The 17,876-nt window shown below is 62.6% G+C and carries 16 protein-coding genes and 1 tRNA gene; 8 read left to right on the plus strand and 9 right to left on the minus strand.

Annotation, left to right across the window (positions count from 1 at the left end; all coding sequences use genetic code 11):
* Positions 1-7: 7 nt before the first annotated feature.
* From MRY80_RS01815 to MRY80_RS01830, 4 genes are all read right to left on the minus strand, one after another.
* Positions 8-1,171 carry a hypothetical protein gene (locus MRY80_RS01815; protein ID WP_293287340.1) on the minus strand — a complete coding sequence of 388 codons (1,164 nt, stop codon included), beginning with the start codon at positions 1,169-1,171 and terminating at the stop codon, positions 8-10.
* A 103-nt stretch (positions 1,172-1,274) separates the two neighbouring features.
* Complete coding sequence (locus MRY80_RS01820; protein ID WP_293287342.1) at positions 1,275-3,047, minus strand: ABC transporter ATP-binding protein; 1,773 nt, start codon at positions 3,045-3,047, stop codon at positions 1,275-1,277.
* 29 nt (positions 3,048-3,076) lie between these two features.
* Positions 3,077-4,072, minus strand: a complete 996-nt coding sequence (locus MRY80_RS01825; RefSeq protein ID WP_293287344.1) for a glycosyltransferase — start codon at positions 4,070-4,072, stop codon at positions 3,077-3,079.
* Between the two features lie 493 nt (positions 4,073-4,565).
* A tRNA-Leu gene (locus tag MRY80_RS01830) sits at positions 4,566-4,650 on the minus strand.
* A 133-nt stretch (positions 4,651-4,783) separates the two neighbouring features.
* On the opposite strand from MRY80_RS01830, the gene lipB reads away from it, so the two are divergent.
* A complete protein-coding gene (gene lipB / locus MRY80_RS01835; RefSeq protein WP_293287345.1) occupies positions 4,784-5,545 on the plus strand; it encodes a lipoyl(octanoyl) transferase LipB in 762 nt (253 codons plus the stop codon).
* Here the strand turns inward: lipB and MRY80_RS01840 are convergent.
* Positions 5,536-6,930 (minus strand): site-2 protease family protein, encoded by a 1,395-nt coding sequence (locus MRY80_RS01840; protein ID WP_293287347.1) that lies wholly within the window; start codon positions 6,928-6,930, stop codon positions 5,536-5,538. The two genes, lipB and MRY80_RS01840, sit on opposite strands and share 10 nt — an antisense overlap.
* 63 nt (positions 6,931-6,993) lie before the next feature.
* On the opposite strand from MRY80_RS01840, the gene MRY80_RS01845 reads away from it, so the two are divergent.
* Genes MRY80_RS01845 through MRY80_RS01865 form a run of 5 tightly spaced genes read left to right on the plus strand, consistent with a single transcriptional unit; the run spans position 6,994 to position 10,896 of the window.
* Positions 6,994-8,118 (plus strand): S-(hydroxymethyl)glutathione dehydrogenase/class III alcohol dehydrogenase, encoded by a 1,125-nt coding sequence (locus tag MRY80_RS01845; protein WP_293287349.1) that lies wholly within the window; start codon positions 6,994-6,996, stop codon positions 8,116-8,118.
* Positions 8,118-9,140: a methionine synthase gene (locus tag MRY80_RS01850; protein ID WP_293287351.1), complete on the plus strand. Its 1,023-nt coding sequence runs from the start codon at positions 8,118-8,120 to the stop codon at positions 9,138-9,140. Before MRY80_RS01845 ends, MRY80_RS01850 begins: the two co-directional genes overlap by 1 nt.
* A gap of 23 nt (positions 9,141-9,163) precedes the next feature.
* A complete protein-coding gene (locus tag MRY80_RS01855; RefSeq protein WP_293287353.1) occupies positions 9,164-9,628 on the plus strand; it encodes a YaiI/YqxD family protein in 465 nt (154 codons plus the stop codon).
* Positions 9,629-9,653: 25 nt separating this feature from the next.
* Positions 9,654-10,499 carry an S-formylglutathione hydrolase gene (gene fghA / locus MRY80_RS01860; RefSeq protein WP_293287355.1) on the plus strand — a complete coding sequence of 282 codons (846 nt, stop codon included), beginning with the start codon at positions 9,654-9,656 and terminating at the stop codon, positions 10,497-10,499.
* 10 nt (positions 10,500-10,509) lie between these two features.
* Positions 10,510-10,896: a helix-turn-helix transcriptional regulator gene (locus MRY80_RS01865; RefSeq protein WP_293287357.1), complete on the plus strand. Its 387-nt coding sequence runs from the start codon at positions 10,510-10,512 to the stop codon at positions 10,894-10,896.
* 3 nt (positions 10,897-10,899) lie between these two features.
* On the opposite strand, the gene MRY80_RS01870 is transcribed toward MRY80_RS01865, so the two are convergent.
* Positions 10,900-11,901 carry a hypothetical protein gene (locus MRY80_RS01870; protein ID WP_293287359.1) on the minus strand — a complete coding sequence of 334 codons (1,002 nt, stop codon included), beginning with the start codon at positions 11,899-11,901 and terminating at the stop codon, positions 10,900-10,902.
* Positions 11,902-12,041: 140 nt separating this feature from the next.
* Here MRY80_RS01870 and MRY80_RS01875 point away from each other — a divergent pair, with 140 nt between their 5' ends.
* Positions 12,042-12,872 (plus strand): methyltransferase domain-containing protein, encoded by an 831-nt coding sequence (locus MRY80_RS01875; protein ID WP_293287361.1) that lies wholly within the window; start codon positions 12,042-12,044, stop codon positions 12,870-12,872.
* Here MRY80_RS01875 and mnmD read toward each other — a convergent pair.
* Positions 12,869-13,567: a tRNA (5-methylaminomethyl-2-thiouridine)(34)-methyltransferase MnmD gene (gene mnmD / locus MRY80_RS01880; protein ID WP_293287363.1), complete on the minus strand. Its 699-nt coding sequence runs from the start codon at positions 13,565-13,567 to the stop codon at positions 12,869-12,871. The two genes, MRY80_RS01875 and mnmD, sit on opposite strands and share 4 nt — an antisense overlap.
* Before the next feature lie 5 nt (positions 13,568-13,572).
* Between mnmD and MRY80_RS01885 the strand changes: the two genes are divergently transcribed.
* On the plus strand, positions 13,573-14,712 hold the full coding sequence (locus tag MRY80_RS01885; protein WP_293287365.1) for an FAD-dependent oxidoreductase: 1,140 nt from the start codon (positions 13,573-13,575) through the stop codon (positions 14,710-14,712).
* Here the strand turns inward: MRY80_RS01885 and MRY80_RS01890 are convergent.
* Positions 14,693-16,225: a cryptochrome/photolyase family protein gene (locus MRY80_RS01890; protein WP_293287367.1), complete on the minus strand. Its 1,533-nt coding sequence runs from the start codon at positions 16,223-16,225 to the stop codon at positions 14,693-14,695. The two genes, MRY80_RS01885 and MRY80_RS01890, sit on opposite strands and share 20 nt — an antisense overlap.
* Before the next feature lie 138 nt (positions 16,226-16,363).
* On the minus strand, positions 16,364-17,803 hold the full coding sequence (gene tig, locus MRY80_RS01895; RefSeq protein WP_293287368.1) for a trigger factor: 1,440 nt from the start codon (positions 17,801-17,803) through the stop codon (positions 16,364-16,366).
* Positions 17,804-17,876 lie beyond the last annotated feature (73 nt).

The following is a 17,876-nucleotide window of genomic DNA, read 5'->3' on the forward strand; positions in this document are numbered from 1 at the left end:
ACGCATTTCAGAAACGCCGAGACGCTCCCCATGCGAAGGAAAACAGCGATCGTCTGCATCTGCGAGGGACGAGGCTTTCAAGACGCCGCAGATATTCCGCCGTGACGCCAGACAATCGGTCTTCGAGTAGATCGTAGTCGGTCCGCTCCGGGTAATCCGAAAAATCTTCACCGAACAGGCGATCCTCTTGCGGGAAGTACCTCTCGCGCACCCACTCGTTTGAGGCACGAAAGCGATCGAAGAATTCTTCAGCCTCGCCGCGGGGCACACGTCTCGGTTTTCCTTTCAGTTCGGCCTCGACCGCAGTGTGAATCTCTTTGACAACCTTGTCGCGCAATCCATTGGGCATCCAGGGTTTTCTGACGCCGTTGACCCGGCTCAGCACATATTGCGCATCCGCGCTCAAGGAAGGGTTCAGCGCGACATCGGGTACGTTGATGGTCCCGAGCGGAAGACCCGCCAACTGGAAGAAGCGTTCGATGTTTTCCCGGCGGTCGCCCGTGTAGGTCGCGATCCTGATGTCCGCTCGATCGAGATGAGGCGTGAACCGATCTATCAACGCCCGATAGTCGTAGTAGTTGCCCATATCGTCCAGCACGCGATCCGGAGGCGCCGCGAGGAAGCAGTGCGACGCCAAATCCTGAAAGACGCCATCGAAGTGTGCGTACCCAGCACGCAACACGCTGCTGAAACGGCTGACCGCCAGGCGATCCTGACGCCGAAGGCACATGACCACGGTGATCTCATCGACCAGTGGGGCGAAGAAACCGAGCAACCGCTCGATCTCGCTGGAGGTAGTCAGGCGGCTGTGTACCAGTTCGCTGCTGACAACCAGCACCCGCCAGTTGGGGTTGCGTTCCAGTTCCCTGCGGAAGCGCCTCCTGATTGCGCGTCGGTATCTGAGCTCATTCGTTCTCTTCGACGCGAGCACATGTGCTTTGACATTGTCGAACACGCCGTCGTCCAGACTGGCAGCAACCAGCCAGGTGTGATTGACCGGACCGAGGGATTTCGGAAACAGGATGCCCGCGCGGGCGAGGTCTTCGCGACTGTCGGCGAGTGCAGTTTGAATGCTTGTTGTCCCGGTCTTCTCCGTGCCGACATGCAGCACGAGCCGCCGCGCAGTGCCGCCGTTCATGGCCTCGATGATCCGCCAGATCCTGAGCCGCATTGAACAAAGTGATCTTGCATCAATGCACGGAGCGCCTCATCCGGGCTGGCTCCGCCGCACATCGCATCGCGCGCGCCGAGCCGCCGCTCGTGCGAACCCCAATTCATGCGACTTCCCACTGGGTTCTCAATCGCTCCGTCCGCTCGTCATTTCCGAACAGCGTTGTGTAGGCACCGTTCCGCTGAATGAGTTCTTCATGTGTGCCGCTCTCGGCGACAGTTCCCTTGTCCATCAAGTAAATGCGGTCCGCCGCCATGATCGTGGACAGGCGATGGGCGATGACCAGTGTCGTCCTGTTCTTCATCAGTTCGGTAATCGCCTGCTGCACCTTGCGTTCGGACTTGTTGTCGAGAGCGGATGTCGCTTCGTCCAGCAACAGGATTGGGGCATCCTTGAGCATGGCCCGGGCGATGGCGATCCGTTGACGCTGTCCACCCGAGAGCAGAATGCCGTTTTCCCCCACCATCGAGTCGAGCCCGTCCGGCAGTTCCCGGGCAAAATCACTCACCAATGCGGCGTCCGCGGCCGCAAGGACAGCGTCGTCGTCTGCACGAAGGTTGCCCAGACCGATGTTTTCCAGAATCGAGCCCGTGAACAGGAAGGTGTCCTGGTTCACAACCGCGATGTTCGCGCGAAGGCTGGCATTGTCGATCTCGCGAATATCCATGCCATCGATTGTGATACGCCCGGACCAAGGGTCATAGAGACGCTGTATCAGGTTGGAAATCGTGGACTTGCCAACACCGGAAGGTCCGATCAGGGCGACCACCGTTCCAGGGGCAGCAGTCAGCGAAACGTCGTGAAGGATCTGTCGCTTGTCGCGATAACCGAAATCGACGCCTTCGAGTGCAAGATGACCGGCAATACGGTCGAGACGCCGGGTTCCGCTGCGCGCCTCCTCGGTATCCGGCTCGTCCAGCACCTCATAGATCATCCTGACCCGGTTGAGACTGCGCTGCAGGCTGACGTTCAATCGCGCGAGACGCTTGGCTGGCTCGTAGGCCAAGAGAAACGCCGTCAGAAACGCCATGTATTCGCCCGGCGTCTTGCCCATCGATGTCGTTTGCCACCCCGCGTAGAGGATGACGATGGCAATCGCGATGCCGCCCAGCGTTTCCATGACGGGACTGGTCGTCGCCTGGATCGCCGTGATCGCATTGCCGCGCTTCTCGGCACCCCGCGCGGCTTCGGCGACCTTGTCCCGCATCGTATCTTCCAGCGAGAATGCCTTGACCACGCGGATACCCTGGCTGGCCTCGTGCGTCGCGGCGACAACGGCAGCCGTTGTCGCGAATTCCTCGGAATCCAGAGCGCGGATCTTGCGCACCAGCCTGATGACAGCAAAAACCACGATCGGCGCGAAGACAGAGACGACCAGCGCCATCAGCGGCTCCTGATAGAGCATGACGCAGAACAAGGCGACGACCGTCAGAAAATCGCGCCCAAGCGAGGCCGCACACAGGAGGATCGCCTCTTTCGGCGCCGCGGCCGCTTTGGCGATGCGCATGATGAGCGTGCTGGAATGGTTCTGCGCGAAGTAGTCCAGACGCAGCGACGTGATCTTGCCGATCAAACGGATCTGGAAATCCGCCGTGATCGCATTGCCGATCCGCTCGAGTGTCAGTGCCTGGCCGTAGGCGGCGAACCCCTTGGCCATCGAAATCGCAACCACCGCGAACACGAGCCCCGCGATCCTGGCGGCATTCTGATCCACGAAAATGTCGTTTACGACATATCGCATCAATGCTGCGCTCGACGCAGTGGTGAGTGCGACAATGACCATGCATGCGAAGGCCAGGGCGTAGGTTCCCGCCCTGTCCTTGCTGAGACTGTCGCGGAAGAGCCTCTTGAGAAGCACGAACGCACCGTCCGGCATGGAGAGTTTCTCCCGGAGACCTGCCAGCGTCATCCCTCGCACCGGGGTGCCTCGCTTGCCGCCAAATCAACGAACGTCTCCGAGGAACCGTGTCCGCCTTCACTCCACTTGTAGAGTTCCGACTCTCGCCCGAGCAGTGCCTGGATGCGTCCCGTCGACCAGCCGAGCGACCGGATGGCGACAACAGGCGAAGCAATCCCGAAGACCGGCACCAAAACGAGCATCACGCCCAAGACGACCCTGACCGAAGCGATGGTTACTGTCCGCAGCACAACCGTGGAGGAAACTTTCCTGTTCTTGATCCGGAAATTCGTGATCGACTGGGCCGCCGCCCGGCGAAATTGATAGGGAAAGGACAATCTGCATGGCGCCATCGTCTCGTGAACTCTGGCAGTCGGACACCAGGCAATTCTCCCGCCTGCGGCCTTCACGTCGCGGTGGAACGCGGTATCCGAACCGCCAGAGAAAAGCAGCTTCTCGTCGAAGCGTACTCCATTTCTACGCTGCCATCCGAGGTCGCAGAGCCAGTTGTTGGTCACCACCGTAAACGGCCGTCCGCACTCCGCCGCGCGCGCCGTTCTTCGGTTCTTGCGACGCATGCGCCCAACAAGGCTTGCATTGACAAAACGCGCCCAGGTTCCCGCTCTATCGGACAAGGGCGTAACCTCCACCGGTCCCCCGATCAGATGGGCTTCAGTCTTTTTCCAGCAATCCACGAGATTTGTCAGCCATTGACTGTCTGGATACTCGTCATCATCAATGAAACAGAGGACGTCCGCCCCCATGGCCTGGGCTTCATCAAGGGCGCGGTTGCGTGCCACGGGTATTCCGCGACGCGGTTCGCAAACGTAATGAATTTTGGCGAAGCCAGTCCTCCTCGCCAAGGAAACGTCTCGAGCGCTTTCGTTCAGGTCGTTGTCGACCACCAGAATGGCCAACCGTCCACAATCTGGCCTGGTCAGGGTGTCGAAACTGGATAGCAGCCGGTCAAGACCCTTGGGTCGCCGATGTGTCAGCACAGCCACGACGACAGAAGGGAAAGGTGCCTCCGGATGATGCCCCTCTAACGTGTTCAGCCCTCTGGCTCCCTTGTTCTTATTATTGGCGCCCGAAACCAGACAACCGAGCGCGGAGGCGTCGTATGAACTACGACGTTTCGAGTCTAGCCTAGCCCAACGACCCGAGAAATCCCAAATCTCTCACATTCCCCTGGGAAAAGGCCCTTCAAGCGCCGCACAAGCGACTGCTCAGCCCACCTGAGTGAACCACCCCGATGATTGGTGCATCTACGGCCTTCGGCCTGCTCAATGCATGTCCATGCTCGGCGCAAGCAGCCCATGGCCTCACCATTGAGCTACTCGACTCCGAGCCAGGGAGTGACGGTTACGCATGGTGTGTGTTGAGGACGCAAAAGTTGTCTCGAGACGCAGCTCGACCAACGCCAGTCGCCCGAAAAGCGCAAGCCATGAAGGTTTCAATGAATCTAGGGGAAAGAACCCGCTCAAGAGAGCTGATCTTTGGTGCGGTCGAGAAGACTCGAACTTCCACGGGTTGCCCCACAGCGACCTCAACGCTGCGCGTCTACCAATTCCGCCACGACCGCAAGCCAAAGACGAAAGGCCGGCAAAACCGGCTCGGCGCGTTTAGCAAATCGAATATCGGCGCACAAGCCTGTGCGAGAGAAATTTGATGCGGGCGGCACGGTCTTTCCACACGGCCTTGCAACGCAGTTGCCGATGGACCAAATCTGCAACATGTCAGCCGATCCCTCCAACGCACGCGATCAGCTCGCCGCGACGAACCTCTTCCTGCCGGCCGGCGGATCGCCACCGGTCGAGTGGCGGATCGCCGACGGGCTCACAGACTATGACATAGCGGTCGCCGCGATGGAGGCGCGCGCCGCAGCGATTCGCGACGGCACCGCGCCCGAACTGGTCTGGCTCGTCGAACACCCTCCGCTCTACACGGCCGGCACCAGTGCCGATCCCCAGGATCTCGTCGCGCCGGACCGGTTTCCTGTCTTCAAGACCGGGCGCGGCGGCGAATACACCTATCACGGCCCCGGCCAGAGGGTCGCCTATGTCATGCTCGACCTGAAACGCCGCCGCGAGGATGTGCGCGCCTTCGTCGCCGCGCTTGAAGAATGGATCATCCAGACGCTCGACCGTTTCAATGTGATGGGCGAACGGCGCGAGGACCGCGTCGGCGTCTGGGTCGTTCGACCGGAAAAACCCTCGACGGTTCCGGGCCAGCCCGCCGAGGACAAGATCGCGGCCATCGGCATTCGCTTGCGCAAATGGGTGTCCTTCCACGGCATCGCGATCAATCACGAGCCTGACCTCTCCCATTACGGCGGCATCGTGCCCTGCGGCATCGCCGAACACGGTGTCACCAGCCTGGTCGATCTCGGACTGCCCGTGACCATGCACGATCTCGACCTGGCCCTGCTGGACGCCTTTCGAGACGTATTCGGCCCCGCGGACGCCACTCAGCTATAGAACAGCCGGCGGATGCTCCAGGACAGGGCGATGGCGTGAACCGCCAGGACGGCGATGAAGGCCATGCCAAGCGCGATCCGTTCCTTCTCGGTCATCGGCGTCAGCGCGGTCTTCGGCGCCACTCCGCTTCGCGACGTCATGACCGAAAGCATGGCGATGACCGCCCCGCAAATGACGAGGACGCCGAGCGGCAATCCGGCCGCGACGCCGGCGGCTGCCATGATCATGAGCGTGGCGAAGGCCGCGCCGGCCATACCCCAGGTCGTCCTGAAGATCTGCCGCAGCACCTGGCCGCCGTCGAACTTCCAAACCGGCATCAGATTGCCGAGATTGAAGAGCGACATGATCATGAGAAGCACCGCCAGCGCGCCTGTCGCGATCGGCCGCATGTGAAGCGTGAAGGCAAGCCAGGTCAGCGCGGCAACCGGAAAGGCTGAGAACCCCGCCCCCATCAGCGCCGCGAAACCGACCTCGAAATGCCGATCATAGGGCCGCCCGCCGATCGCGATGCCGCCGAGTAGCGGCAGGAAGATCACGCGGGCCGTCTTGTGCCCCATCATCTTGAACGCGACCATGTGGCCGATCTCGTGCATGCCGACCACGATGGTCAATGTCGTGGCAAGAACCGCGCCCTTGAGATCCAGCCCGAACAGCGGCCAGAGGATCAGGGCCGAAACCCCGGCCATCGCGAATTGGGTCGCCGGGCGTTCGAACAGCCCGCCGGGCTTGTAGACGCCTGTTTCCGCCCAACGCTTGAGCTTGCCCGCTGACCGGCGCAGGGCGAAGAACCGGAACAGCAGGAAAGCCGCCCCGTGATAGCGGTCGGTCTCCGTGATTTCCGCATGGGTGCTGCCATCCGGCGTCTCTTCCAGCCGCACGGTCATCACGTAATGGTCCCAGAAGCTCTGTGCCAGCGCGGTGTCATTGGTGTAACGCATCGTGAAGCGCTCGCCGGGCTCGAGGTCGCTGACGACGAAATCCTTCTCGACGGGAAGTCCGTCGCGGCCGAGATAGGTGGTCACCTCGCGGCCGCTCTCCGGCCCCGTTTCGATCACCTGGGTCACACCCTGATCCCAGTCGTAATCGGTTCCGAACGGGTAGAGCGCGTTCCACACGCGCGTCGGATCGGCGCTTGTCCTGACGGTCCTGCGGACGGTTCTCGTCCCGATCGGCGCGGACATGATGAACCACAGCAGGAATACGACAAAAAACAACAGTCCAAGAATGCCGGCCACGTGTGTCTCCAGTCTCGATGCGCCCCAGCATGACAGGAACCGGTTTCGATATGCTGAACCGCGACCGATGAAATCGGGTGGCCCGCCATGCTCGACCTGCGTGCCGCCCGCGTCATCAACGACGCCGGTATCGACCCCCAGGCGTCCCATGCGGGTTGAATCCCGCGCCAAATCCTGAGACTGTCCCCCCGGTCAAACGGGAGAGGCTCCGCAATGAAAACACGCGCCGCCGTCGCATTCGAAGCAGGTAAACCGCTGGAGATCGTCGAAGTCGATCTCGAAGGCCCGAAAGCCGGCGAGGTTCTGGTCGAGATCAAGGCCACAGGCATTTGTCATACCGACGAATTCACCCTGTCGGGCGCTGATCCCGAGGGGCTGTTTCCCGCGATTCTCGGCCATGAAGGCGCAGGCGTCGTGGTCGATGTCGGCCCGGGCGTGACCACCGTGAAGAAGGGCGACCACGTCATCCCGCTCTACACGCCGGAATGCCGCGAATGCCCGTCCTGCCTGTCGCGCAAGACCAATCTGTGCACCGCCATCCGCGCGACCCAAGGCCAGGGGCTGATGCCGGACGGCACCAGCCGCTTCTCGCTCGATGGCAAGCCGATCCACCACTACATGGGCTGCTCGACCTTCTCCAACTTCACGGTTCTGCCTGAAATCGCTGTGGCGAAGGTCAATCCCGACGCCCCCTTCGACACGATCTGCTACATCGGCTGCGGCGTGACCACCGGCATCGGCGCGGTCATCAACACGGCGAAGGTCGAGATCGGCGCGACGGCTGCCGTCTTCGGCCTCGGCGGCATCGGCCTCAACGTCATCCAGGGCCTGAAGATGGCCGGAGCCGACATGATCATCGGCGTGGACATCAACGATTCCAAGAAGGAATGGGGCGAACGCTTTGGAATGACTCACTTTGTCAATCCGAAGGAAGTCGACAACGTCGTCACCGAGATCGTCAACATGACCAAGCGCGGCGCCGACCAGATCGGCGGCGCCGACTACACATTCGACTGCACCGGCAACACGACAGTCATGCGCCAGGCGCTGGAATGTTCGCATCGCGGCTGGGGCGAATCGATCATCATCGGCGTCGCCGGCGCCGGCCAGGAAATCTCCACTCGTCCGTTCCAGCTTGTCACCGGCCGCTCCTGGAGAGGCACCGCCTTCGGCGGCGCGCGCGGCCGCACGGACGTGCCGAAGATTGTCGACTGGTATGTCGACGGCAAGATCGAGATCGACCCGATGATCACCCACAAGCTGAAGCTTGAGGAGATCAACAAGGGTTTCGATCTCATGCATGAGGGCAAATCGATCCGGGCCGTCGTGGAATTCTGATGCTCTTCCGCCCGACAGTCGCCGGCAGCCTGCCGAAACCGTCCTGGTTGGCGGAGACTGAAAAGCTTTGGCCGAAATGGAAGCTCGAAGCTGCCGAGCTCGATCAGGCGAAGCGGGATGCAGCGCTCGTCTGGGTCAAGCTGCAGGAGGATGCCGGCATCGAGATCGTCTCCGACGGCGAGCAGTTTAGAACCCATTTCGTGCACGGCTTCCTCGAAACGGTCGAAGGGATCGACTGGGACCTAAAGACGAAGATGGGCATCCGCAACAACCGCTATGTCGTGGATGTCCCGACCGTGACAGGGCCGGTGAAGCGCAGCCGTCCGGTCCACCGGGACGAGGCCGCCTTCTGCCGGGCGCATACGAAGAAGGGCCTGAAATGGACCCTGCCCGGCCCGATGACGATCTGCGACACGCTGGCTGACGGCCATTACGGCAAGCGCGCCGACATGGCGATGGCCTTTGCCGACATCCTCAATGAGGAAGCGCTTGAACTGGAAGCCGCCGGCGTCGACACGATCCAGTTCGACGAGCCCGCCTTCAACGTCTTCATGGAGGATGTGAAGGAATGGGGCGTCGAGGCGCTGGATCGCGCCGCGCGCGGCCTGAAATGCACGACGGCGGTCCACATCTGCTACGGCTACGGCATCGAGGCCAATATCGAGTGGAAGAAGACGCTCGGCGGCGAATGGCGGCAATATGAGGAAACCTTCCCGGCGATCAACGCGTCGTCGATCAGCCAGGTCTCGCTCGAATGCGCCAATTCGCATGTGCCGATCTCGCTGATCGGCCTGCTGCCGGACAAGGATGTCCTTGTCGGCTGCATCGACGTTGCCTCCACCGACATCGAAACGCCGGAGGCCGTCGCCACCGTCATCGACGAGGCCCTGAAATACGCCGATGCGGAACGCATCTACCCTTGCACCAATTGCGGCCTGGCGCCGCTCTCGCGCGATGTCGCGGTTGGCAAGCTGCAGGCCCTCGGCGCCGGCGCGGCGCTGGCCCGCCAGCGCCATTCCTGACCGAACCGCCCAAGCCTCGCACCATGACCGACACTTCGGACCCGATCATCTATGTCGATGCCGACGCCTGCCCGGTCAAGGCGGAGATCATACGGGTCGCAGAGCGCCACGACCTTGTTGTCACACTGGTTTCGAATGGCGGGCTTAGACCTTCACGCGATCCCATGATACGCCATGTCGTCGTGCCTAAATCCGCCGACGCGGCCGATGACTGGATTGCGGAACAAGCCGGCCCCGGCGACATCGTCGTCACGCAGGACATTCCGCTCGCCGCGCGCTGCGTGGAAAAGGGCGTCCATGTCCTCGGCAACACCGGCCGCGAACACACGCCGGAAACCATCGGCATGGCGGTGGCGATGCGCGACCTGAAGCAACATCTTCGCGAGACCGGCGAGGATCGCGGTTTCAACCGGTCCTTCTCGCGCGAGGACCGTTCGACCTTCCTTCAGGCGCTCGACCGCGTCTGCCGCCGCGCCCTGCGCGCATGACGACAATAGATTGGACCGACCGAGAATGAAAACCGTTTCCCAATCCAAGGCCCATGGGGGCGTCCAGGGCGTCTACAGCCACGACGCCACCTCAACTCAGTGCGAGATGACCTTCGCGGTCTTCACGCCTCCGCAGGCCGCTGAAGGCCCCTGCCCGGTCGTGTGGTACCTCTCGGGCCTCACATGCACCCATCAAAACGTGATGGACAAGGGCGAATACCGCCGCATGGCCGCGGAGTTGGGCCTCGTCGTCATCTGCCCCGACACCAGCCCCCGTGGTGATCAAATTCATGACGAGAAGGACAACTGGCAGATCGGAACAGGCGCCGGCTTCTATGTCGATGCGACGCAGGATCCATGGGCGCCGAACTACCAGATGTACTCCTACATCACGGAGGAGTTGCCCCAGCTCGTCGCCGGCCAGTTTCCCGTCGATATGGATCACCAGGGAATCTTCGGCCACTCGATGGGCGGCCACGGTGCGCTGACCATCGCGCTCAACCATCCAGACCGTTTCCGGTCCTGCTCGGCCTTCGCGCCAATCGTCTCTCCCTCGACGGCCGATTGGGCCAAGAACGCGCTGACCACCTATCTGGGATCGGATCAGTCAGCCTGGCGCGCGCATGACGCCTGCGCCCTCGTCGAGAACGGCAAGCGGTTCGACGAATTCCTGATCGACCAGGGCGACGCCGACCAGTTCCTCGACGAAGGCCTGAAACCCTGGCTGTTCGAGGACGCATGCCGCAAATCGGGCATCCCTCTGACGCTCCGCATGCAGCCCGGCTACGATCATTCCTATAATTTCATCTCCACATTCATGGAGGATCACCTGCGCTGGCATGCCGCGAGGCTCGGCGCTCCAAAGACATGACGGGAAAAACATGACCGAAGCAACGATCTTCACCGCAACGCCTGATTCCGACACGCTCGGCGGACGGCTGTCGCGCGCCCGCGACGCCAGCGGCATGTCCGCCGCGCAGTTCGCGCGCCGGCTCGGCGTCAAGACCGCCACCGTTCAGGCCTGGGAAAGCGACCGCTCGGAGCCTCGCGCCAACCGGCTGTCGATGATCGCCGGCATTCTCAATGTCAGCATGCCCTGGCTGCTCCACGGCGTCGGCGAAGCGCCGCCGGACGATCCGCGCAACGACGCGATCACCATTCTGCGCGGTCAGGTGGACAAGTTGCGCCAGCTCCACGAGGACACTGGCGCGACCTTGAGCCGTATCGAGGACGAGTTGCTGCGGCTGCAGCGCCGCAGCGACATCTGACGATCAGGCAACCTTGTCGAGGAGCGGCTGCAGCGCCGGATGAATGTCCGGCGATTCCCGCTTCAGGTAACCCAGCAATGCCTTTTCGTTGTCATGCAGCACGCCATCGCGGCCGATGCGTTCCACCAGCCATGCGACTTCGCCCTCGTCGATCCGCTCGCTTGAGGTGCGCAGGCCGCTCTGTTCGGCATTGCGTTGCCCGTAATAGGCTTCCGACCCGGTCTCGAGCCGCACTGCGTCCATGTGAGCGCTGAGGCTGCCGGAGAACATCCGCGAGAAGAAGCCGCCGAGATTGACCGACGTGTCGTTCAGCCAGTCCTCGCGCCGCAGCGCTTCTTCCCGGCTCGGCGGCGCGTAGCCCGACGCCACCATCAGCGAACAGGCGATCGCCTTGGTGAAGAGCTCCGTCCAGGAGTGATGATTGTCGGCTTCGCTGGTCCGGTCGTTGATGCGAAACAGCACCTCCGCTTCGTCGCGCGTGATCGCGATACTGCCGTCTCCGCCGGCCGCATAGAGAATGCGCCGAAGAAGCTCCACCTCGTCCTCGCCGACCATGCCGGGCGTCAGCACACGGCCCCGCGCCAGAACGCCCTTGCCGTCTACGACTGCGAGCGCAACCTGGTCGAGCGCGAAACCGGCGAGCGGCGGCGGCACGCGGGTCGCCTTCTCCATCGCCTTGACCAGCAGTTCCAGTTCGGTGCGATGATCGACCACGCCGTCATGGGCGATCCAGTCGATCAACCAGGACGCGTTCTCCGCAGAGATGTAGCCACGCGGCGCTTCCCGATTGACGAGGAAATCCGCCAGCGCCTCGACATAGAATTCACGCCAGCTCTCCGGCTTCTCGTCGACCGCGTGGTCCAGCGCGAAAACGTCATGCGCCTCGTCGCGGCTGACGATGCCGTCGCGATAGACCTCGCGCCGCAGACGCAGCACATCCTCGTCGGTGATGCGTTTGCGCGCCATCAATTCGGCGATCGGCTGTGCGTTGTCCTGGGTGTTCATATGCGTCTCCGCGGATTGAAAGGCAGGCCTTTTCAGTCGCACACTACCGCTTGCGCTTTGACATTTGGCTAAGCGCCATGGTTAAGCAGCGCTTCCCGAAACGGCGCAGGCAAGCCCCGGCGATGATCTCCGAAGAACAGATGGAACGGCTCTCTGAGGCCTATGACGCGGCACTCGAGATGGAAAAGGCCGGCGAGAGCGAAAAGGCCGCCACACTGTACCGCACCTGCCTGGAGATCGACCCGGCCGACACCTGCGGCGCCTCCGTGCGACTGGCCGCCATGGGGCTGGGAGACGCGCCCGACAAGGCGCCCGACGCCTATGTCGCCACGTTGTTCGACCAGCACGCCGAGGTCTTCGACGACATCCTGACGGGCGATCTCGGCTACGCGGTCCCGATGCAGCTCGCCGGGATATTCGGCCAAGAGCCTGACCTGCATTTCGCGCGCATGCTTGATCTCGGCTGTGGCACGGGCCTGTCCGGCATGACGCTCGGCCCGTTCTGCGAACACGCCACCGGCGTCGACATTTCGGAGAACATGGTCGATATGGCCGACGAACGCGCCGTCTACGACGCGCTCTTCGTCAACGAGGCCGTGCACTTCCTCGAAGAGTGGGAAAAGGCCCGGAGCACCGATGATGGCGCGGACTACGCGCCCTTCGATCTCGTCGTGGCGACTGACGTTCTGCCCTATGTCGGCGCGCTGGAACCGCTCTTCGCGGGCGTTGCGGCCAACACCGGCCCGGGCGCGTGTTTCGCCTTTTCGTCAGAGACACTGCCCGGCGACGCGTTCGCCGGCAAGAGCTGGCGGGTCACGCCCAACCAGCGATTCGCACACAGCGCCGACTATCTGAAGGCGTGCCTGGAACGCTTTGGTTTTGCGCGCATTTCCGCCTTCGATCCGATCACTGTCCGCAGTGAACAAGGCGAACCCATTCCCGGATGGCTGGTCATCGCCTGGAAGGACTAGCCGGCCTTCACGCCGCAGATCATCTCGCGCTTGCCGGCGTGGCCCGGCCGTTTTTCGACAGCGAAACCCGCCGCCTGGAGGTTGCGACGCACCCAGCCGGCCGCCGTATAGCTCGCGAAGGTTCCGCCCGGCTTGGTTGCATCCACGACGGCGCGCATGAGCTCCTCCGACCACATGTCCGGGTTTTTCGCGGGGGCGAACCCGTCGAGATACCAGGCATTCGCCGCACCTTCCCAGCCGCGCACCCCGTCCAGCGCCTCGCCGACGATGACCGTCAGCGTCGTCTGCTCGTCCATCCGCCATGCCGCCGGCGCGTCCGACAAGGTCGGCCAGTGATCCAGCATCACCTGCATCTGATCCCCAAGGTCTGGCCAGGCGGTCAGCGCCCGGGCGATCTGGTCGGCCGTCATCGGAAAGGCCTCGAAGGACACGAAGGTTAGCGAGCGGCCCGGTTCGCGGCAATTCCGCCATAGTCTCCAGGTCTCAAGGAAGTTCAATCCGGTGCCGAAACCCAGTTCCCCGATGACGAAGTCTTCGGCCTCCGCCCAGCGTTCCGGCAAGCCGTTGCCGCCCATGAACACGTGCCCGCATTCGGCCCGGCCGTCGGCACGGGAGTAAAAATGGTCGCCAAAGCTCTGCGAAAACGGCATATCGCCGTCAAACCATGTCACCTCGTCGCGTTTCAGATCAGCCATCGCCCATGCCGCCATCGATCACCACCCGCTCTCCCGATTTCGTCGTCGTCGGCGGTGGCATTGTCGGCCTATGGACGGCATTCGAGGCCGCGCGGCAAGGCCTTTCGGCCACGCTTCTGGAACAACGCACCATCGGTGCCGGCGCAAGCGGCGGGTTGCTGGGCGCGTTGATGCCGCATCAGCCAACCGGATGGACGGACAAGAAGCAGTTTCAGTTGGACGGTCTCCTTTCGCTCGAGACGGAAATCGCCGAACTTGAAGCGCTGACCGGCATCTCCACCGGATACCGACGATGCGGCCGGATCATGCCGATCCGAAACGCCGAAAAGCGCCGCCAGAGCGGCGATTGGGCGCAAGCCTCGCGGGAACGCTGGCCGGCGCCGTTTCGCTGGGACGTCTCCGACGAGACGCCGGATGCAACCTGGCTTCCGCCCGCCGAAATGCCCTTCGGCATCAACGCCGACACGCTTTCGGCCCGGGTGAGCCCGCGAGGGTTGCTTTCCGCCCTGCGTCAGGCAGCGGAGATGTCCGGCGTGACGATCCGTGAAGGCGTCGCCGTCGAGCAGATCGAAGCGGATGGTAAGCTAAGGACAACCGATGATGAAATCGCTGCAGGCCATGTCGTACTTGCCGCCGGTTGGCAGACCTTTGGCCTCATCGAAGCCCTTCTCGCTGCCCCGGCCGGAACCGGCGTCAAAGGCCAGGCTGCGCTTCTGCGGCCCGCGATACCGGTCGATCCGGCACTGCCGATCCTCTACGACAACGGCACCTATGTGATTGCCCATGCGGATGGCCACGTCGCGATCGGCTCGACATCGGAGAACACTTTCGGCGACCCGCTGACCACTGACGAGCGGCTGGAGGCCGTTATCAAGCACGCGACCTCCCTGTGCCCGGCGCTGAAGGACGCGGAGGTCATCGAACGCTGGGCCGGCGTCCGGCCGAAGGCAGCGGGTCGTGAACCGCTTGTCGGGCCCCTGCCCGGTTTGAGTGGCGTGTCCGTCGCCACCGGCGGGTTCAAGATCAGCTTCGCGATCGCACATCTGATGGCGAAAGCCGTTGTGTCTCTGTCGCGCGGGGAAACCCCGGACACGCTGCCGCAAGCCTTCCTGCCGGAAAACCGCGTCAGACCTCTCCCTTGCTGAGCGCCCGGAAAAAGCGCGCCGCATCGTCTCGAATCGCGTCACGCTTGTCGTCGCTCATCCGCTGAAGCGTCCGGTCGATCATGCCCATTCGCCGATTGCCGGCGAACCGCTCGCGGTTGCGGCCGATGAAATCCCAATAGAGGTAGTTGAAGGGGCAAGCCTTCGGCCCGTTCTTCTTCGTCACGGCAAAACGGCAGTTCTCGCAGTAATCCGACATCCGATGAATATAGGCGCCAGATGCCGCATAGGGCTTGGAGGCGACGAGACCGGCATCGGCGTAGAGGATCATGCCCACCACATTGGGCATTTCGACCCACTCGTAGGCGTCGTGATAGATCGCGAGATACCAATCCTGCACCTGCTTGGGGTCGAGTCCCGCCAGAAGCGCGAAATTGCCGATCACCATCAGCCGCTGGATGTGGTGCGCATAGGCGTTCTCCAGCGTCTCCGTAATCGACTGGCGCAGGCAATTCATCTGCGTGTCGCCGGTCCAGAAGAAATCCGGCAGGTCGCGCTTCGCCTCCAGCGCGTTGCGCGCGCCATAACCCGGCATTTGATGCCAGTAGATCCCGCGAATGAATTCCCGCCAGCCGATGATCTGACGGATGAACCCCTCGACGGCGTTGAGCGGCGCCTCGCCGTCCCGGTACGCGGCCTCCGCTCTCTCGCAGCACTCACGCGCACCAAGAAGGCCGCAATTGATCAGGGCTGAGAGGTGCGAATGGAAAAGCAACGCCTCGCCCTGTCGCATGGCGTCCTGGTAGGTTCCGAAACAGGGCAAAGCCTCGTCGACGAACCAGTTGAGATAATGCAGCGCCTGGCGCCGCGTGACCGGGTAGGTGAACCGCTCCAGGTCGCCAGGATGGTCCGCAAAGCGCGCTTCCACGAGATCCAGCACCTCCCGGGTCGTGTCATCGACCGTGTAGGTCGGCCGCTCCGGTATGGCGATGTTGTCCGGCAGCGCCTCGCGATTGTCCTTGTCGAAATTCCAATCCCCGCCCTCCGGGCCTCCGTCGGCGGCGATGAGATGTCCGGTCTTGCGGCGCATCTCGCGGTAGAAGAACTCCATGCGAAGTTCCTTGCGACCGTCCGCCCAGTCCGCAAACTCCCTCTGCGTAGCGATGAAGCGGTCATCCGGCCGCAGCTCGACCTCGACACAAAGATCTCGTGCCCAGTCCTTCTGCATCTCCAGGACCCGATACTCGGCCGCCTCAGTCACGACCACCCGGTCAGCTCCATGCCGTTCCACGGCATCGCGCAAGGCCTCGGTGAATGAGGCCAGGCTCTCATCGTAGTCGCGGTAATCGACACGGATGTCGGAGCGCCGCAGTTCCTCGGCGAAATGCCGCATCGCCGAGAAGACCAGCGCGATCTTCTTCTTGTGATGCGGGACGTAGCCCGCCTCCTCGGCCACCTCGCACATCAGCACGACGTCATCCCCGCCGATATCGGCAAGGCTGCTGATGTCACGCGAAAGCTGATCGCCCAGTATGAAGCGGATCGTTGTCGTCATGTCCGAACCCTGTCCATGCCCTGCTTACGCATGGCGGGCCGGTTGGTTCACCGCGGCGCATGTCACGACTGCGCACATGAAAAAACCGCCGGGAGCGTGTGCTCGCCGGCGGTTTCTTGTCGGATCGGCTGGAGGCGATTACTCGCTGGCTTCCTCGTCCTTCTTTTTCTTCGGAGCGGCCTTTTTCTTTTTCGGCGCAGCCTTCTTCTTCTCGGCCGGCGCGGCTTCCTTGGCCGTCTCTTCCTCGTCATCGGCCATCAGCTCTTCCTTGCTGACGGTCTTGTCGGTGACCGAGATCTGCTCGAGCAGGTGATCGACGGTCTTCTCCTCGAAGATCGGCGCGCGCAGATTGGCGACCGCATCGGGGTTGTTCTTGAAGAACTCGAAAACCTGCTGCTCCTGGCCCGGATACTGGCGGACATGGTTCATGACCGACTGCTGCAGTTCTTGCTCGCTGACGGTCACGCCGGCCTTTTCGCCGATCTCCGACAGGACCAGGCCGAGCCGCACGCGGCGTTCGGCGAGGCGCATATACTCCTCGCGTGCCTCGTCTTCGGTCGTCTCTTCGTCTTCGAAAGTTTTGCCCGCCTGCTCCAGCTCGGTCGTGATCTGGTTCCAGATGTTGTTGAACTCGGCGTCGACGAGCTGCGACGGCGTTTCGATCTTGTACTGCTCGTCCAGCGCGTCGAGAAGCTGGCGCTTCACCTTTTGGCGCGTCATCGAGCCGTACTGGCTCTCGATCTGCTGACGCACGACCTCGCGCAGGCGCTCCGCGTTCTCGACGCCGAGCTTGCTCGCCAGTTCGTCGTCGATCGTGATTTCGCCGGCGCTGGCGACTTCCTTGACGGTGACGTCGAAGGTCGCTTCCTTGCCCGCAAGATGCTCTGCGCCGTAATCGGCCGGGAAGGTCACGGTGATCTGCTTCTCATCGCCAGCCTTGAGGCCGACGAGCTGATCCTCGAAGCCCGGGATGAACTGGCCGGAACCGAGAACCAGGTTGGCGTCGGTGTCGGCGCCGCCCTCGAAGGCCTCGCCATCGACCTTGCCGAGATAGTCCATGGTCACGCGATCGCCGTTCTCGGCCGCGCCGTCCTTGGTCTCGTACTCAACCGCCGACTGGGCGATGCGCAGCACCTGCTCCTCGACTTCCGAATCCGGAATGTCGACCACTTCGCGGGTGACCGAGATCGAGGAGAAGTCCTTGATCTCGATCGGCGGGATGACTTCGTATTTCATCGAGAATTCGAAATCAGCGTCGCCGGCGAGCACCTTCTGTGCCTCGGCTTCGTCTTCCGTCATGTCGATTTCCGGCTGGGTGGCGGATTTCTCGCCACGTTCGGCCAGCAGGGAGCGCGGCGTCTCGTTCAGGATCTCGTTGACGATCTCGGCCATGAAGGACTTGCCGTACATCTTGCGCAGATGATTGACCGGCACCTTGCCCGGCCGGAAGCCCTTGAGCTGCACCTTGCCCTTGGCGTCTTCCAGGCGCGCGCCCAGTCTGGACTGAAGGTCGGCCTTCGGCACAACGACCTTGATTTCCCGTTTCAGCCCTTCATTGAGGGTTTCGCTTACCTGCATAGTTCAACCTTCGTCTTCCTGCCGCCTGAGACCGTCGGTGCGATCCGCATGCGTTGTTGCCTTTTCGGGCGGG

Source organism: Oricola sp., assembly GCF_022763245.1.
GTDB lineage: Bacteria > Pseudomonadota > Alphaproteobacteria > Rhizobiales > Rhizobiaceae > Oricola.

Coding starts and splice junctions, on each gene's coding strand:
- MRY80_RS01815 (WP_293287340.1), bottom strand. CDS start 1,171: ATGCGGCTCAGGATCTGGCGGATCATCGAGGCCATGAACGGCGGCACT.
- MRY80_RS01820 (WP_293287342.1), bottom strand. CDS start 3,047: ATGCCGGACGGTGCGTTCGTGCTTCTCAAGAGGCTCTTCCGCGACAGT.
- lipB (WP_293287345.1), top strand. CDS start 4,784: ATGGACCAAATCTGCAACATGTCAGCCGATCCCTCCAACGCACGCGAT.
- MRY80_RS01840 (WP_293287347.1), bottom strand. CDS start 6,930: ATGGGACGCCTGGGGGTCGATACCGGCGTCGTTGATGACGCGGGCGGC.
- MRY80_RS01845 (WP_293287349.1), top strand. CDS start 6,994: ATGAAAACACGCGCCGCCGTCGCATTCGAAGCAGGTAAACCGCTGGAG.
- MRY80_RS01850 (WP_293287351.1), top strand. CDS start 8,118: ATGCTCTTCCGCCCGACAGTCGCCGGCAGCCTGCCGAAACCGTCCTGG.
- MRY80_RS01855 (WP_293287353.1), top strand. CDS start 9,164: ATGACCGACACTTCGGACCCGATCATCTATGTCGATGCCGACGCCTGC.
- fghA (WP_293287355.1), top strand. CDS start 9,654: ATGAAAACCGTTTCCCAATCCAAGGCCCATGGGGGCGTCCAGGGCGTC.
- MRY80_RS01865 (WP_293287357.1), top strand. CDS start 10,510: ATGACCGAAGCAACGATCTTCACCGCAACGCCTGATTCCGACACGCTC.
- MRY80_RS01870 (WP_293287359.1), bottom strand. CDS start 11,901: ATGAACACCCAGGACAACGCACAGCCGATCGCCGAATTGATGGCGCGC.
- MRY80_RS01875 (WP_293287361.1), top strand. CDS start 12,042: ATGGAACGGCTCTCTGAGGCCTATGACGCGGCACTCGAGATGGAAAAG.
- mnmD (WP_293287363.1), bottom strand. CDS start 13,567: ATGGCTGATCTGAAACGCGACGAGGTGACATGGTTTGACGGCGATATG.
- MRY80_RS01885 (WP_293287365.1), top strand. CDS start 13,573: ATGCCGCCATCGATCACCACCCGCTCTCCCGATTTCGTCGTCGTCGGC.
- MRY80_RS01890 (WP_293287367.1), bottom strand. CDS start 16,225: ATGACGACAACGATCCGCTTCATACTGGGCGATCAGCTTTCGCGTGAC.
- tig (WP_293287368.1), bottom strand. CDS start 17,803: ATGCAGGTAAGCGAAACCCTCAATGAAGGGCTGAAACGGGAAATCAAG.